General features: G+C 74.2%; 12 protein-coding genes. 9 read left to right on the forward strand and 3 right to left on the reverse strand.

The annotated features are described in order from the left end of the window. The first annotated feature begins 48 nt into the window (after positions 1-48). Positions 49-759 carry a ribonuclease HII gene (locus ACZ4VT_RS10140; protein WP_467948229.1) on the forward strand — a complete coding sequence of 237 codons (711 nt, stop codon included), beginning with the start codon at positions 49-51 and terminating at the stop codon, positions 757-759. Between the two features lie 59 nt (positions 760-818). After that, a complete protein-coding gene (locus ACZ4VT_RS10145) occupies positions 819-1,487 on the forward strand; it encodes a hypothetical protein (protein ID WP_467948231.1) in 669 nt (222 codons plus the stop codon). A gap of 261 nt (positions 1,488-1,748) precedes the next feature. Here ACZ4VT_RS10145 and ACZ4VT_RS10150 read toward each other — a convergent pair whose 3' ends face one another. Next, the gene (locus tag ACZ4VT_RS10150) at positions 1,749-2,378 is read right to left on the reverse strand and encodes a hypothetical protein (RefSeq protein WP_467948232.1); all 630 of its coding nucleotides are present in this window, start codon (positions 2,376-2,378) and stop codon (positions 1,749-1,751) included. A 215-nt stretch (positions 2,379-2,593) separates the two neighbouring features. After that, positions 2,594-4,753, reverse strand: a complete 2,160-nt coding sequence (locus tag ACZ4VT_RS10155; protein ID WP_467948233.1) for a RecQ family ATP-dependent DNA helicase — start codon at positions 4,751-4,753, stop codon at positions 2,594-2,596. 122 nt (positions 4,754-4,875) lie between these two features. On the opposite strand from ACZ4VT_RS10155, the gene ACZ4VT_RS10160 reads away from it, so the two are divergent. The 7 genes from ACZ4VT_RS10160 to ACZ4VT_RS10190 all read left to right on the forward strand — a co-directional run bounded on the left by ACZ4VT_RS10160 (position 4,876) and on the right by ACZ4VT_RS10190 (position 15,289). Continuing rightward, a complete protein-coding gene (locus ACZ4VT_RS10160; protein ID WP_467948235.1) occupies positions 4,876-6,141 on the forward strand; it encodes a DUF4192 domain-containing protein in 1,266 nt (421 codons plus the stop codon). A gap of 251 nt (positions 6,142-6,392) precedes the next feature. Next, the gene (locus ACZ4VT_RS10165; RefSeq protein WP_467948237.1) at positions 6,393-8,381 is read left to right on the forward strand and encodes a glycogen debranching N-terminal domain-containing protein; all 1,989 of its coding nucleotides are present in this window, start codon (positions 6,393-6,395) and stop codon (positions 8,379-8,381) included. 117 nt (positions 8,382-8,498) lie between these two features. After that, a complete protein-coding gene (locus ACZ4VT_RS10170; RefSeq protein ID WP_351597784.1) occupies positions 8,499-9,245 on the forward strand; it encodes an NUDIX hydrolase in 747 nt (248 codons plus the stop codon). 182 nt (positions 9,246-9,427) lie between these two features. Then, positions 9,428-11,218: an ATP-binding cassette domain-containing protein gene (locus ACZ4VT_RS10175; RefSeq protein WP_467948239.1), complete on the forward strand. Its 1,791-nt coding sequence runs from the start codon at positions 9,428-9,430 to the stop codon at positions 11,216-11,218. 137 nt (positions 11,219-11,355) lie between these two features. Continuing rightward, positions 11,356-12,297: a FadR/GntR family transcriptional regulator gene (locus ACZ4VT_RS10180; RefSeq protein ID WP_467948241.1), complete on the forward strand. Its 942-nt coding sequence runs from the start codon at positions 11,356-11,358 to the stop codon at positions 12,295-12,297. 368 nt (positions 12,298-12,665) lie between these two features. Then, complete coding sequence (locus ACZ4VT_RS10185) at positions 12,666-14,264, forward strand: RNA polymerase sigma factor (RefSeq protein WP_467948243.1); 1,599 nt, start codon at positions 12,666-12,668, stop codon at positions 14,262-14,264. 98 nt (positions 14,265-14,362) lie between these two features. Further along, positions 14,363-15,289 carry a serine protease gene (locus ACZ4VT_RS10190; RefSeq protein WP_467948244.1) on the forward strand — a complete coding sequence of 309 codons (927 nt, stop codon included), beginning with the start codon at positions 14,363-14,365 and terminating at the stop codon, positions 15,287-15,289. A 136-nt stretch (positions 15,290-15,425) separates the two neighbouring features. On the opposite strand, the gene ACZ4VT_RS10195 is transcribed toward ACZ4VT_RS10190, so the two are convergent. Next, positions 15,426-15,659, reverse strand: a complete 234-nt coding sequence (locus tag ACZ4VT_RS10195) for a DUF7455 domain-containing protein (RefSeq protein WP_030016583.1) — start codon at positions 15,657-15,659, stop codon at positions 15,426-15,428. Positions 15,660-15,760: the final 101 nt, after the last annotated feature.

Raw genomic sequence — 15,760 nt, forward strand, 5'->3', positions numbered from 1 at the left:
GGGCGGGGGTGTGCAGTCGGCTCGGGGCGGCGTACCCTTGCTGGCGCCATGCCGTACGAAGCACCCACCCACACCGTCGAACGCTCCCTCCGTGCAACCACCGGCGCCAAGGTCATCGCCGGGGTCGACGAAGTCGGACGGGGGGCCTGGGCCGGTCCCGTCACCGTGTGCGCGGCGATCACCGGCCTGCGCCGGCCGCCCGCCGGGCTCACCGACTCCAAACTGCTCACCGCCAAGCGACGCGACGCCCTGCTCGGTGTCCTGGAGCGCTGGGTCACCGCGTACGCCCTCGGGCACGCCTCGCCCGAGGAGATCGACGAGCTGGGGATGACGGCCGCCCTGAGGCTCGCCGCGGAGCGCGCCCTGGAGGCGCTGCCGGTCCGGCCCGACGCGGTGATCCTCGACGGCAAGCACGACTACCTCGGCGAACCCTGGCGGGTCCGTACGGTGATCAAAGGCGACCAGTCCTGCGTCGCCGTCGCCGCGGCTTCGGTCATAGCGAAGGTCACCCGCGACCGGATGATGGCCGAACTGGGCGAATCGGGCGGCGGAATCGAGGACTTCGCCTTCGCCGCCAACGCCGGATACCCCTCGCCCGTACACCGGGCGGCGCTGGAGGAACTGGGGCCCACCCCCTATCACCGGCTCTCGTGGTCGTACCTCGACGGGCTGCCCCGGTGGCGCCACCTCAAGAAGGTGCGCCGCAGCGAGGAGGCGATGGAGCTGGAAAACGGAGGCCAACTCGGCTTCGATTTCTGATCGCACCCATGTGCCACCGGCCGGTACGTTTCGTACCGGTGTTTGATAGACATCAACTCATGCCTCTCACCCCCGCCATCGAGGAGCCTCAGATTCACGAGAGTGCCCAGGGTCCCCGCGTCACGCCGGCCGCGAGCCGCACCGCGCAGACCCCCCGCCCTGTACCTGGTCCGCGTCCCGCCGCCGTCCCCCGGCCCGGACGCCCCGGTCCCTCCCCCGCAGCGGCAAGCCGCACGGGTGGTGCCCCCCGGCCCGTACCGCCCGCGCAGCGTGCGCCGCAGGCCTCCTCCGGACCCGTTCCCGCAGCCCCCGCCACCGCACCGTCCGTCTCCGCGGCGGTGCCCCAGATCCAGCTGATCCCGGCTTCCGTCGAGGGTGCGCTGGACGCGGCCGAAGAGGCCGTCGACCTGCTGCTCGACACCGGGCGCGCCCCCGGCGACATCCTGGTGCTCACCACCGGCGACCCGCACCCGTGGGCCGCTCACGAACTGTCCTTCGGCGAGGCCGCGTACTGGGCCCTGCACGACGCCGGGGACGACGTCTTCTACGCGGACGCGGCGCAGGTCCAGCGCGCCGCGGGCCGTCCCGTCGTGGTCTTCGCGGTCAACGGCGGAACGGTCGAGAGCGTTGCCGGCGCCCTGCCGGTCGCGCTCACCCGGGCCGGTGCGCTGCTGATCGTGTGCGGTGACGCGCAGCAGATCAACTCCGTTCTGGGTGCGGGCGTCTGACGCCCTGTACCCCGGCACGGGCGAGGGGCGGGGCGGGCCTTGGGCCGGCCCCGCTGAAGCCCTGGCCGAGGTCCGGGGCGACGCCCGGGCCATGTCCGTTGTGAGGTCCGAGCCGAAGCTCGGGCTGCAGTCCGAGGCCTGATCCGCCGTACGCCCGGTTCCGGGTGTACGGCCGTGAGGCCTGCCCGCGGACCTCCGGTCCCTCCGCGGAGGCCGGTACGCCGGCTGTCCGCCGCCTGCCGCCTGTCGCCCGTACGAGGGTCAGCGCGCGGCGGTCCGGCGCAGGGCCTCGACCGCGCCGCCGCCGGTGTGCAGGGCGCGCGGGGCGAACTCGGCCACGGTGTCGCCGAGGCGCTGGGGACGCGAGTCCGAGCTGGGCTGACGGCCGCCACGGCCCTCGCCCAGCACCTGCCAACCGCCGCGGGTCAGCGTGATGTACGCGCCGCAGCGCAGCCCGTGCAGGGTGCAGGCGTCCCGCAGCCCCCACATCCACGCCCCGTCCTCTTCGGTCCATCGCTCGTCGCCCTCGCGGCAGTAGAGCAGGACCGCCGTCCGCACCGGGGTCCGCCGCCGCAGGTCGTGCGGGAGGACCCGGCGCAGCCGGGACAGCAGGGCGTTGCGGTACTCCCAGCCGTCCGCCGAGGCCGACCGCTGTACGAAGGAGGCGCTCGCCACGAGCCGTTCCTCCGGCCCGAGGACGGCGATCACCGCGGTCGAGGGCGCCGGACTGTGGCGGGAGTGCAGGCCGCTGACGACCTCTCGGGGATTGCGGAGGAGGGGGATGCCCGCCGCCGTCCACTCTGATGGTTCCAGCAGCCTGCCGTGCCGGCTGGCGGCGCCGGTGGCCGATGTCAGGGACGTGGTCGAAGGCGGCGCGAATCCGAAGGTCACGGTCCTCCCTTCGGGTACACGCCCGCGGACGGGCACGGCTGGAGTCAGGGCGCGCCGCGGCGCGGCCCAGGAGAGTGCCGAGGAGCCGAGCGGGAGCACTCCAATTCTCGCGTGGCTCCTGAGCATGCGGCAACGAGCAATTGGCGCCGCCGACCGGAATTCGCCGGTATGCCGTTCATATCCTTGCCCCGCCACGCCGAAGATGACGCATTCGGCTACCCCTGGAGCGCCAGCACCAGCGGGAACACCTCTTTCGCGCCTGCCCGCCGAAGCAGCCGGGCGGCCACCGCGAGGGTCCACCCGCTCTCCGAGCGGTCGTCCACGAGGAGCACCGGACCCGAGGCCTCAGCGAGCGCCGCGGCGAGGTCTGGGGGCACGGTCAGGGCCTGGTGGAGCCCCCGCACCCGCTGGGCGCTGTTCGAGACCGCAACCCCGAACTCCGGAGCCTGATCCGTGTAGGCGACCGAACCGAGCAGGGGCATCCGGCCGACCTCCGCGATCCGCGCGGCCAGCGAACCGACCAGCTGGGGGCGGCCGCGCGAGGGCAGGGCGACCACGCCCACCGGCCGGGCCGGGGCGTCCGGGGCCCCGGACGCCCAGCCGCCTGGGCCCCGGGCCCAGTCGGCGAGCACCGCGACCACGGCCTGGGTCACGTCATCCGGGACCGGCTGGTCCGGAGCCTGCGGGGCGAGCATCGGGCGCAGCCGGTTGCCCCAGCCGATGTCGGACAGCCGGCCCAGCGCCCGGCCCGTCGAGGCCTGCTCCCCGGCGGGGATGCGCCCCTTGAGGTCGACGCCGACCGCCGCGAGCCCGGTCGGCCACATCTTGCGCGGTTCCAGCTCCACGCCCGGGCGGCCGAGCTCGCCGCGGGCGGTGTCCAGGGCGGTGGTGGAGACCTCGGCGGTGAACCGGGCACCGGCGCAGTTGTCGCAGCGGCCGCAGGGCGCGGCCTCCTCGTCGTCGAGCTGGCGGCGCAGGAACTCCATCCGGCACTCGGTGGCCGCGGCGTAGTCCCGCATGGCCTGCTGCTCGGCCGCCCGCTGCCGGGCCACCCAGGCGTAGCGCTCGGCGTCGTAGGCCCACGGCTCGCCGGTCGAGGTCCAGCCGCCCTTGACGCGGTGCACGGCGCCGTCGACGTCAAGGACCTTGAGCATGGTCTCCAGGCGGGTGCGACGCAGGTCCACCAGCGGCTCCAGGGCGGGCAGCGACAGCGGCCGGCCGGCCTGGGCCAGAACGTCGAGCGTGCGGCGCACCTGCTCCTCGGGCGGGAACGCCACCGAGGCGAAGTACTGCCAGATCGCCTCGTCCTCGCGGCCGGGGAGCAGCAGCACCTCGGCGTGCTCCACACCACGGCCGGCGCGGCCGACCTGCTGGTAGTAGGCGATGGGGGAGGAGGGAGAGCCGAGGTGCACGACGAAGCCCAGGTCCGGCTTGTCGAAGCCCATGCCGAGGGCGGAGGTGGCCACCAGCGCCTTGACCCGGTTCGCCTGGAGGTCGTCCTCGGCCTGCTGGCGGTCCGCGTTCTCCGTCTTGCCGGTGTACGAGGACACCGTGTGCCCGCGGTGGCGCAGGTACGCGGTGACCTCCTCGGCCGCGGCCACCGTCAGCGTGTAGATGATCCCGGAGCCGGGCAGGTCGCCGAGGTGGTCGGCGAGCCAGGCCAGCCGGTGCGCCGCGTCGGGCAGGGTCAGCACCGCCAGGCTCAGGCTCTCGCGGTCCAGCGGGCCGCGCAGCACCAAGGCGTCCGTGCCGGCTCCGGTGCCCAGCTGTTCCGCGACGTCGGCGGTCACGCGGGCGTTGGCCGTGGCGGTGGTTGCGAGGACCGGGACGCCGGGCGGCAGGTCGGCCAGCATGGTGCGCAGCCGGCGGTAGTCGGGGCGGAAGTCGTGTCCCCAGTCGGAGATGCAGTGGGCCTCGTCCACCACGAGCAGACCCGTCGCGGCGGAGAGCTTGGGGAGGACCTGGTCGCGGAAGTCGGGGTTGTTCAGCCGCTCCGGGCTCACCAGCAGGACGTCGACCTCACCGGCGGCGACCTCGGCCTGGATGCCCTCCCACTCCTCCGGATTGGCGGAGTTGATGGTGCGGGCGCGGATCCCGGCCCGGGCCGCGGCTTCGACCTGATTGCGCATCAGCGCGAGGAGCGGGGAGACGATCACGGTCGGGCCGGCGCCGCTCGCCCGCAACAGCGAGGTGGCGACGAAGTACACCGCTGACTTGCCCCAGCCCGTGCGCTGGACCACCAGCGCCCGTCGCTTGTGCGCGACGAGGGCCTCGATCGCCCGCCACTGGTCCTCACGCAGCCGGGCGGTGCCCGTGGGGTCACCCACGAGACGGGCTAGTACGGAGTCGGCCGAGGACCTCAGGTCTGCGTTCATGCCCCCATGCAACCCGATGCCTGTGACATCGCGCCAATGCCGCTCTGGACCTGTGGACATTGAAGCGTCAACAGTTATCCACAGGGCTTTCCGGATCGGATCAGGCACGGGACCTTCGTGCCATGACGAACAACCACGAATCACGCAGCCCGTCCGACCGCCCCTCGTTCAGCCCGGCCGGAGCAGCCACCGGCCCCCAGATCACCCTGCGCAGCCCGGCCGAACTGGCCGACGCGCTGCCCTACATGCTCGGGTTCCACCCGAGCGACTCCCTCGTCCTGGTCGCCGTGCACGGGGAGGGCGGCCGCTTCGGCGGCCGGCTCCGGGTCGGCATCCCCACCGCGTCCGCGGAATGGGAGGACACCGCCCGGCAGGTCGCCGACTGCCTGATCCGGGGCAGCGAACGGCGCGGCGGCAAGCCCGACGGCATCGTCGTCTACCTCTGCCAGGAACCGCGTGGGGAGGAGAGCGGCCGGCGGGTGATGACCCGGCTGCGGCCGCTCGCCCAGCGGATCCGGCTGGCCTGCGGCGCGCTGGACGTGCCGGTGCTGGAGGCCCTGTGCCTCTCCGAGGGCCGATTCTGGTCCTACGTCTGCCCGGACGAGCGGTGCTGCCCGGCCGAGGGCACCCGGCTGGCCGCGGTCGGCACCTCGGTGATGGCCGCGGCGGCCACCTTCGCCGGGCTCCAGGTCCGGGGCTCCCTCGAGGAGATCGAGGGCCGGCTCGCACCGCTGCGCGGGTCCGTGGCCGCGGAGGCCGAGAGGGCCCTGGACCGGGCGGCCGCGGCCCTGATGCCGAGGATCCTCGACGGGGCCACCCGGGAGGAGGTCGGGGCCGAGACGATCTCCCTCGCGCGGGACCTGATGCGGCGCATGACCCTGGCCCCGCCGGTCGACGGCGGCACCCACGCCGACGACTGGGACGACGCCCTCCTGGGCCACGACGAGGCCGCCTCGCTGATCCTGGGCCTCCAGGACCGCGAGATCCGGGACATCGCGGCCGAGTGGATGGAGGACGGGGAGGCTGCCCCTGCCCTGCGGCTGTGGCGGGCCCTCGCCCGGCGCTGCGTCGGGGCCTACGGCGAGCATGCCGCGGCCCCGCTCACCCTCGCCGGCTGGGTCTCCTGGTCCACCGGGGACGAGCCGACGGCCCGGATCGCCTTCGGCCTGGCCCTGCGGGCGGACGCCGAGTACCGCTTCGCCCAGCTGCTCCACCACGCGTGCAACGAGGGGATCGATCCCGAGGGACTGCGGGAGTGTTTGCGGGAGGAGCGCCGCCGCCGCGAGCCCCGGCGGGCGCGCTCCTCGGCCGGTACGCGTCCTCCCGGGAGGCGGGGCCGGACCACGCCCCGGCGCGCGTCCCGCCGCACCGCGGGGAGCGACCAGTGAAGGCGCGCCGGCCCTGGCGCGGTGGTCCGGTGCGGCTGCTCCGGAGTGCCCTGGGCCTGACCGGGTGGCGCAGGATCCGCCCCGGGCGTGCGCGGCCGGGCCCATCGGTCCTGTCGCGTCCGGAGTCCGTGCCACGGACGGGGCAGGAGGCCGTGACCCGGGCGGGGGTGGGGGCGTTCAGATGTGGGGTGGTGGGGGCCCGGCCACGCCGCCGCCCAGCTGAACCGACCGGAGCGCAGACAAGGCGACACATGTCTCACCCCGCACCTCCCCGCCCATCCGGCGTGCCCGGGACCCGCAGGCCCGAACTGCCGCCCGTGCACGGCGCCGTGATCTGCGTCGCCGCGCCCTGTCTGGTCATCTCCCCGGAACACGGGCAGCTGACCGGGCGGGGGATCGACGGGATCTACCGCTCCGGGCGCAGGCTGCTCTCCCGTTGCGTGCTGCGGGTCGGCGGCCGGGACCCGGTCGCCGTCCAAGGCCGCAGCCTCGGCGCCGACAGGGCCGCCTTCACCGCGACCGTCCGCACCGGTGCCGAGCCCGGCCCCGACCCGGACATCGGTGTGGAACGGGTCCGGCACGCGGACGGCACCGAGCGGATCACCCTGCGCAGCTTCACGGCCCGGCCGGTACGCCTGCCCGTGGAGGTCCTGCTCGGCACCGACCTGGCGGAGCTGGCCGCCGTGGCCGCCGGCCGGGCCGGGCCGGAGCTGCCCGCCGGGGTGCATGCCGCCGGGCTGCGCTGGAGCACCGGCGAGGCGCAGGCGGTCACCGCGGCCGAGCCGCCGCCGGACGACGCGCTGGCCTCGGCGGGGCTGCTGCGCTGGCAGCTCGAACTGGGCCCCGGCGAATCCCGCACCATCGAGCTGCGCACCACCCAGGACCGGGTCGCCCGGGCCCCCGCCGGGCAGGTGGCGAACCCGCTGGCCGACGCCCGGGCCGAGGGGGACGACCCGAGGGTCGAGGCGTGGTTCCGCAGCAGCGTCGAGGACATGGGCGCGCTCCTCCTGAGGGATCCCGAGGCGCCGGGCGACGCCTTCGCGGCAGCCGGGGCGCCCTGGCGGCTGGGCCTCGCCCCGGCCGAGTCATTGTGGGCCGCGCGGATGGCACTGCCCCTCGGGACCGGGCTCGCCGCGGCCACCCTGCGCATCCTGGCCCGGACCCAGAGCGAGGGGCGCGGGCCCGACGCCGGGAAGATCCCGGGGCCGCTGCGCGGAGCGGGCCCACAGCTGCCGCCAGGGTGCACCGGTACGGAGGCGACCCTGGCCTTCCCCGCGGTGCTGGCCGAAGCCCGGCTCTGGGGCATGCCGGAAGAGGAGGTGGCCCGGCTGCTCCCGGCCGCCGAGCGGTGCCTCGACTGGCTGCGCGCGGCTCTGGGGAAGGACGGCCTGCTGGCCGATCCCGACCCCGGTCCGCGGCGCTGTGAAACCCAGGCCCACGCCCACCGGGCCGCCGTGCTCGGCGCGGACCTCCTCGCCGGATGCGGGCGGCCCGGAGCCGAGGAGTGGCTGGAGCGGGCCGCCGCGCTGCGGGAGCGGTTCCGGGCGGGGTTCTGGATCGACGGCCCGGACGGCGGCCGGCCCGCTTCGGCCCTGCATCCCGACGGGCGGCCACTGCCACGGCTGACGGGAGCCGCCGCCCACCTGCTCGACACCGGACTGCTCAGCGGCGGCCGGCCGGCACCGGGGCTCCTCGACCGCGTGCGCTCGGAGCAGCTGGCCCGGCTGCTCGGAGCCCCCGCCATGGATTCCGGATGGGGACTGCGGAGCATGGCCACCAGGGAGCCGGGGCACAACCCGTTCGGCCACCGCTCGGGCGCGGTGCGGGCGTACGAGAGTGCGGTGGCGGTGGCGGGCCTGGCCCAGGCGGGCTTCGAGAAGGAGGCCGCGGGCCTGCTGCGGGGCCTGCTGGACGCGGCGGAAGCGTTCGGGTACCGGCTGCCGGAGATGTTCGCGGCCGAGCAGCGCACTGCCGGCAGTGCCCCCGTCCCGCACCCGGCGGCCTGCCGTCCGGCCGCCGTGGCCGCGGCGGCCGGGATCCACGCGCTGACCGCCCTCGCCGGGATCCGCCCCGACGCCCCCGCGGGCACGGTCGCCCTCGCCCCGCTCCCCGGCGCCCCCCTCGGCGCGCTCCGGCTCTCGGGCCTGCGGGTGTCGGGGGAGCCCTTCGCCGTCCGGATCAGCCGGCTCGGCCTCGGCATGGTGGAGGAGGCCGCGGATGCGCTCCAGCTGGGCGGCTAGTGCCGTGGCCGATCGCGGCGGGCAGCAGGACGAGCCGTCGGCCTCCCGCGTCCGGAACAGTCTCTTCAAGGTCACCAAAGAGCTGTTTATCGTCAGGCAGACGACTATGATCGCGGCATGTCGCCCTACGACCCGTCGGCCTTCCCGCCCTTTGCCGTCACCGTCGACCTGGTCGTGCTCACCGTGCGGCGCCACGCGCTCTGCGCGCTGGTCGTCCGCCGGGGTGAGCAGCCGTTCCAGGGGCGCTGGGCGCTGCCCGGCGGATTCGTCCGCGGGGACGAGGACCTGGCCGGTGCCGCCGCGCGGGAGCTCTCCGAGGAGACCGGCCTGTGCGCCCACGATCCCGCCCTGCCCGGCGCGGGCAACGGTGCGCACCTCGAACAGCTGGCCACGTACGGCGATCCGAAGCGGGATCCGCGGATGCGTGTCGTCAGCGTGGCGCACCTGGTGCTGGCTCCGGACCTTCCGGCGCCGCGTGCCGGAGGCGATGCCAACAGCGCGCGCTGGGCCCCCGTGGACGAGCTGCTGGCCGCCCACGACGAGGCGGCCACGGCGCTCGCGTTCGACCACGCCCGGATCCTCGCCGACGGCGTGGAGCGGGCCCGCTCGAAGATCGAGTACTCCTCGCTGGCCACCGCCTTCTGCCCGCCCGAGTTCACCGTCGGCGAGCTGCGCCGGGTCTACGAGGCCGTCTGGGGCGTGGCCCTGGACCCGCGCAACTTCCACCGCAAGGTCACCGGGACCCCCGGATTCCTGGTGCCGGCCGGAGGGACGACGACCCGTCAGGGCGGGCGCCCGGCCCAGCTGTTCCGCGCCGGCGGGGCCACACTGCTCAACCCGCCGATGCTCCGCCCCGAGGTCTGACGCCGTACCCCGTGCGCCGGCGGGGCGGGCGGCGCGGGGACCGGGCCCGGCGCTCGTACCGAGTCCGGCGGCAATACCGGCATCCCATCGGACCGGTTGCGCAGAAAATCGGACATATCGCGTTATCTTGCTTGCGGTACTCACCCTGCCGCAGAGCGGTCTCACCCCCCGCGAGAGAAGCGATGCTCCAGGCCATCGGACTCACCAGCAAACACCGCCCCGACGCCCCGCCCCTCGTGGACGACCTCACCTTCGAGGCCCGCCCGGGGCATGTGACCGCCCTGCTCGGAGAGCCGGGATCGGGCAAGACCACCGCGCTGCGGCTCATGCTCGAACTCGAACCGGGCCGCGGCGTCACCTACTTCCGCGGCCGCCCGCTGCACCGGCTCCCGTACCCCGGCCGTGAGGTCGGGGTGCTACTGGGCGACGTTCCCGGCAACCCCGCACGGACCGTCCGCAACCAGCTGCGGATGCTCTGCGCCGCCGCCGGGGTGCCGGCCTCCCGGGCCGACACCATGCTGGAGGTCGTCGGCATCGCCGGCCTCCGGGACCAGCGGCTCGGTTCGCTCTCGCTCGGCATGGAGCGCAGGGTCGCACTGGCCTCGGCGCTGCTCGCCGATCCGTGCACCCTGCTCCTGGACGAGCCCGGCGCCGGACTCTCCCCCCGCGAGCGCGGCTGGCTGCACGGGCTGCTGCGCGGCCATGCCTCCCTCGGCGGGGCCGTGCTCTTCACCACCGACGACGCGAAGGAAGCCGCCCGCAGCGCCGACCGGGTCGTCAGCATCGAGGCGGGCCGGCTCGTCGCCGACCAGGACGCCGCCGAGTTCGCCCGGACCCGGCTGCGGCCGCGGGTCGCCGTGCGCACCCCGCACGCCGCCCGGCTGGCCGACGTACTGGGCCGGGAGGCCCGGGCCGCCCAGCGCTCGGTGGAGATCGTGGCGGAGAGCGGCAGCCGCCTCTCGGTGTACGGCAGCAACTGCGCCGAGGTCGGCGAAGCCGCGTTCCGGCACGGCGTCCTGGTCCACCAGCTCGCGGACGAGACGGGTGACGCCGGCTCGCCGACGGCGCCCGTCCCGCACGCCCGCGCCTCCGCCTCTGCCTGCGCGAGCCCGCCGGAGCCCGCAGAGGCCGGCAACGGGGACTCCGGCCGGCGCCCCCGGCACGACCGCCCCCGGCGGCCCGCCTCGACCGTGCGCCGCGTGGGCGGGCCGCTGCGGCCGCTGCGCTACGAGCTGCTCCGGGTCTTCGGCACCGCCACGCCCGTGCTCACCGCCGCCCTCGTCGTCGCCGTCTCCGTCCTCACCTCCCTGGTGCTGGCCCGGGCCGGGCAGACCCCGCAGAACCGGCTGCTCGCCGCCTGGCCCGAGCTGCTGCCGCTGCCGCCCGCCGCTCTCGGCGCGGGACTGCTCGGCGCGCTGGCTTTCGGCGAGGAGTACCGCTACCCCGCGCTCGCCGCCGACCGTGGCACCGTGCCCCGCCGGATGGGGCTGCTCACCGCAAAGCTCGGCGTCTGCGCGGCCCTCGCCCTGCTGCTGGGCGCCCTGGCCGTGGCGGCCGACGCCGCCGCGCTCGCGCTCGTCTTCGACAGCGGCCCGCTGCGCACCCCGGTGGAGTGGCTGTCCCCGGCCGCGAGTTGGGCCGGGCTGCTCATCGGCTGCGCCTGGGCCGGCGTACTGGCCTCCGGAGTCTTCCGGTCCGCCACCGCAGGGCTGGCCGCGGTGCTCGCCGTACCGGTGATGGTGGTGCCGCTGGTGCGCAAGGCCCTGGAGGGTTCGTCCGCGTACCCGGTCACCGGGCTCGGGCCCCGGCTGCGGGGCCTGAGCTGGGTGCAGTGGCCGCCGGAGGCGGACCGCCTGCTCGTGGGGGCCCTGCGGGTGATGGCCCAACCCGTCGGGACCGCGCTGGTGTTGTCGCTGATGGTCCTGTTGTGCGCCTATGGGTTCACCGGACTGCGCAGCCGGGTCCGTTGGTGATCGTTCCGGTGCCGGAGAAGTCACGGACGGGACCGTTGCCGTCCGTGTCGCGTCAAGCGGACCGCAACTCCCCGCAAAGGGCCCGTTTCTTTACGATAAGTCGTCAATTGCGTAGGTGGCACCGATCACCCTTTCGTGTGCTTTTCACCAAAGACCTCAAGGGTCGTGGAGGCACGGCCGACAAAGGATTCGTGAGTACCCTTGCGCACACCATGATGACCGCCGCCCGCCACGCCGACTCCGGCCTCGCCGGCCCGGGCGAACTCGACCGCTACCCCTACGCGGAGGCCCCCGGGTCCGACCGCGTCGGAGCGCCCCACTGGGACGGCGCCGACGTCGAGTTGAGCCGGGTCGGCCGCCGCGCGGCAGGCAGCCGCGGCCGCGGACTGCACGGCCAACTCGTCCAGCAGCTCGGCCAGATGATCGTTTCCGGTGACCTCGGAGCGGACCGCCCCCTGGTCCCCGAGGAGATCGGCCAGCGCTTCGAGGTCTCCCGCACGGTCGTCCGCGAATCGCTGCGGGTCCTGGAGGCCAAGGGCCTCGTCAGCGCCCGTCCCAACGTCGGCACCCGGGTCCGCCCCGTCGCCGACTGGAACCTGCTCGACCCCGACATCATCGAGTGGCGCGCCTTCGGCCCCCAGCGCGACGACCAGCGCCGCGAGCTGGGCGAGCTCCGCTGGACCATCGAACCGCTCGCCGCCCGCCTCGCCGCCGGCCACGGCCGTCCGGACATCCAGCAGCGCCTCGCCGACATGGTCGAGATCATGGGCCACGCCCTCGGCCAGGGCGACTCGATCACCTTCGCGCGCGCCGACAACGAGTTCCACGCGCTCCTCATCCAGGTCGCCGGCAACCGCATGCTGGAGCACCTCTCCGGCATCGTCTCCGCCGCCCTCCAGGTCTCCGGCAGCCCGATCACCGCCTGCGACCGGCCGAGCGAGACCTGTGTGGCCCACCACGCGCGGATGGTCGAGGCCATCGCCGCGGGTGACGCGACCGGTGCCGAGAACGCCATGCGCCAGCTCCTGACGGTGCATCCGGAGGTCGAGCGCGTGGTCCCCGCCCCGCGCGAGCACTGACGGGCGGACGCGCGGGGGCGTGGGGGTGTGCAGGACGTGTCGCCGGGCCCGGTCGGGTCCGGCGACACCCGCGTGGGGCCCTCCGCGCGGAGGCCGGGCCCCGTCCGGACCACCGTGACGACCCCCTGACCGGCGTCCGTCCGTACGGGGTGTGACTCGGGCCACGAAGATTGGGCGTAACACTCTGCGAGGTCACGCGATGACCTAAGAGGTGATGGCCGACGGAGGGAAGACAGCAGCCCTTGGGGGTGCTGTGCAGCTCCCCGGCCCCTGCCCGCGCCGCCGGCCCATCCCCGGTCAGTGGTCGTCGGCTCCGGTCCAGCACCACCAGGCCCGGCGTCGGAAGCCGTTCCCATCGTTCCGAGAGGTTGTTCGTGTCGGCCAGCACATCCCGTACGCTCCCGCCGGAGATCGCCGATTCCGAGTCTGTGATGGCGCTCATCGAGCGGGGCAAGGCCGAGGGGCAGATCGCCGGCGATGACGTGCGTCGGGCCTTCGAGGCTGACCAGATTCCTGCGACCCAGTGGAAGAATGTTCTGCGCAGCCTCAACCAGATCCTCGAGGAAGAGGGTGTGACGCTGATGGTCAGTGCCGCGGAGTCGCCCAAGCGCACCACCCGCAAGAGCGTCGCAGCGAAGAGCCCGGCCAAGCGGACGGCCACCGAGCCCGTCAGGAAGACGGAGGCCGGGACGACGGCAGCGCAGCCCGCGGCCACCGCGCCCACCGCGGCCCCGGCAGCCGGGACGGCGGACCCGGAGACCGCGGACCTCCTCGCGGAGGAGTCCGGAACCGAGCCCGCGGCCAAGAAGACGGCGGCGAAGAAGACCGCCGCGAAGAAGGCCGCGCCCGCCAAGAAGACCGCGGCCAAGAAGACGGCGGCGAAGAAGACCGCAGCCAAGAAGGACGCCGACGAGGGCGGCGAGGACGAGACCCCCGACGAGGGTCCCGACGCCGCGAAGACCGAGGGCGACGAAGAGGAGGAGGGCGGCGAGAACAAGGGCTTCGTCATCTCCGACGACGAGGACGACGCCCCCGCCCAGCAGGTCGTGGTCGCCGGTGCCACCGCCGACCCGGTCAAGGACTACCTCAAGCAGATCGGCAAGGTCCCCCTCCTCAACGCCGAGCAGGAGGTGGAACTCGCCAAGCGCATCGAGGCCGGCCTGTTCGCCGAGGACAAGCTGGCGAACTCCGACAAGCTGGCGCCCAAGCTCAAGCGCGAGCTGGAGATCATCGCCGAGGACGGCCGGCGCGCGAAGAACCACCTGCTGGAGGCCAACCTCCGCCTCGTGGTCTCCCTCGCCAAGCGGTACACCGGCCGCGGCATGCTCTTCCTGGACCTGATCCAGGAGGGCAACCTGGGCCTGATCCGCGCGGTCGAGAAGTTCGACTACACCAAGGGCTACAAGTTCTCCACGTACGCGACCTGGTGGATCCGGCAGGCGATCACGCGCGCCATGGCCGACCAGGCCCGCACCATCCGCATCCCGGTGCACATGGTCGAGGTCATCAACAAGCTCGCCCGCGTGCAGCGCCAGATGCTCCAGGACCTGGGCCGCGAGCCCACTCCGGAGGAGCTGGCCAAGGAACTCGACATGACCCCCGAGAAGGTCATCGAGGTCCAGAAGTACGGCCGCGAGCCGATCTCCCTGCACACGCCGCTCGGTGAGGACGGCGACAGCGAGTTCGGTGACCTCATCGAGGACTCCGAGGCGGTCGTCCCGGCCGACGCCGTGAGCTTCACGCTCCTGCAGGAGCAGCTGCACTCGGTCCTCGACACGCTGAGCGAGCGCGAGGCCGGCGTGGTCTCGATGCGCTTCGGTCTCACGGACGGGCAGCCCAAGACCCTCGACGAGATCGGCAAGGTCTACGGGGTCACGCGTGAGCGGATCCGCCAGATCGAGTCGAAGACGATGTCGAAGCTGCGGCACCCGTCCCGCTCGCAGGTGCTGCGCGACTACCTGGACTGACCGGTACGGGGACGGCGGCGGGTGGCCGCGCGGGTGCGCCCGGCCACCGGGCATCCCACTCTGGGTGGAGTCATGCACACTCGGAGTCAGGAGGCCTCATGCGTCGTCCCTTTGCCCGTGCTCTGGCGGGAGCGCTGACCCTGGCGGCGGGAGCGGCCGCGGCGCCGCTCGCCCAGGTGCCGCAGGCGGCCGCCGACAGCGTGGTGATCGGCGGGAAGCCGGTCAGGGTGGCCGACAGCCCCTGGGTCGTGGCGCTGGCCAGCCGTGACCGGTTCGGGGGTACGCGGGGCGGGCAGTTCTGCGGGGGAGTCGTCGTGGCGCCGACCCGGGTGGTGACCGCGGCCCACTGCCTGGGCAGCCAGGTGCTGGGCGGCCCGGTCGAATCCGTGTCCGACTTCCGGGTGATCGTCGGGCGTACGGAGCTGACGGCGGCCGACGGCCGGGAGATCCCGGTGCGCGGGGCCCGGGTGAACCCGGCCTACGACCCGCAGAGCAACGCGGGGGACCTCGCCGTCCTGGAACTGGCCGAGGCCGTGCCGGCCCTCCACGTGCTGCCCCTGGCGGAGGCGGGGCATTCCGCCTACGGGGCGGGGACGGAGGCGGCCGTCTACGGCTGGGGCGACACGAGCGGCTTCGGTGACTACGCGTACGCGCTCCGGGCCGCGCGGGTGACGGTACTGGCGGACGAGGTGTGCGGGCGGGCCTACCCCGGGGATGCCGACGGGCAGTACCGGGCCGAGTCCATGGTGTGCGCGGGGGACAGCGGGGGCGGCAAGGACGCCTGCCAGGGCGACAGCGGCGGACCGCTGGTCGCGCAGGGGCGGCTCATCGGGCTGGTCTCGTGGGGCCGCGGCTGCGGACGCGCGGACAGCCCGGGGGTGTATACGCGCATCGCCCCCCTCGCCGGCTTCGTGACGGGCCCGGAGACGGGCGCACAGCCCGACCGGGTCCAGGACGCCGCGTGGGAGGCCCGCAGGCGCTCCGTGCCGGGCGCAGGGCCCGTACAGGGGCACCGCACGGGTTAGCGACCGTACGGCCGCCCGGCCCGAGCGCGGGCGGCCGTGGATGTGAGGACGGGCGGCACCCCTGGGTCTCAGGGGTGCCGCCCGTCGACCGGCATCGCCGGTCCTGGCTCGTCGGATGCGAGGTATAGGCCTTGTGTCAGCGGTCCTCGGGTTCGGCATTGGCAGCCGGAGCGGACGTAAGCCGCTCGGTCTCATCCTGTATTTCCGCGGCGATCTTCTTGAGTTCCGGCTCGAACTTGCGACCGTGGTGGGCGCAGAAGAGCAGTTCACCGCCGCTCAGCAGGACGACGCGCAGATATGCCTGGGCGCCGCAACGGTCGCATCGGTCAGCGGCCGTCAGCGGGGTCGCGGGTGTCAGAACAGTAGTCACGTCGCCTCTTCTCTAGCTCGACGAGCTGTCGTACCAGGGTCAACATCCAACCAGGCCGAAAACGTTCCCGCTCGCGGCTTTTCCTCGAAACTTCCTTCCGA

The sequence above is a fragment of the Streptomyces sp. NPDC029164 genome (assembly GCF_055563995.1).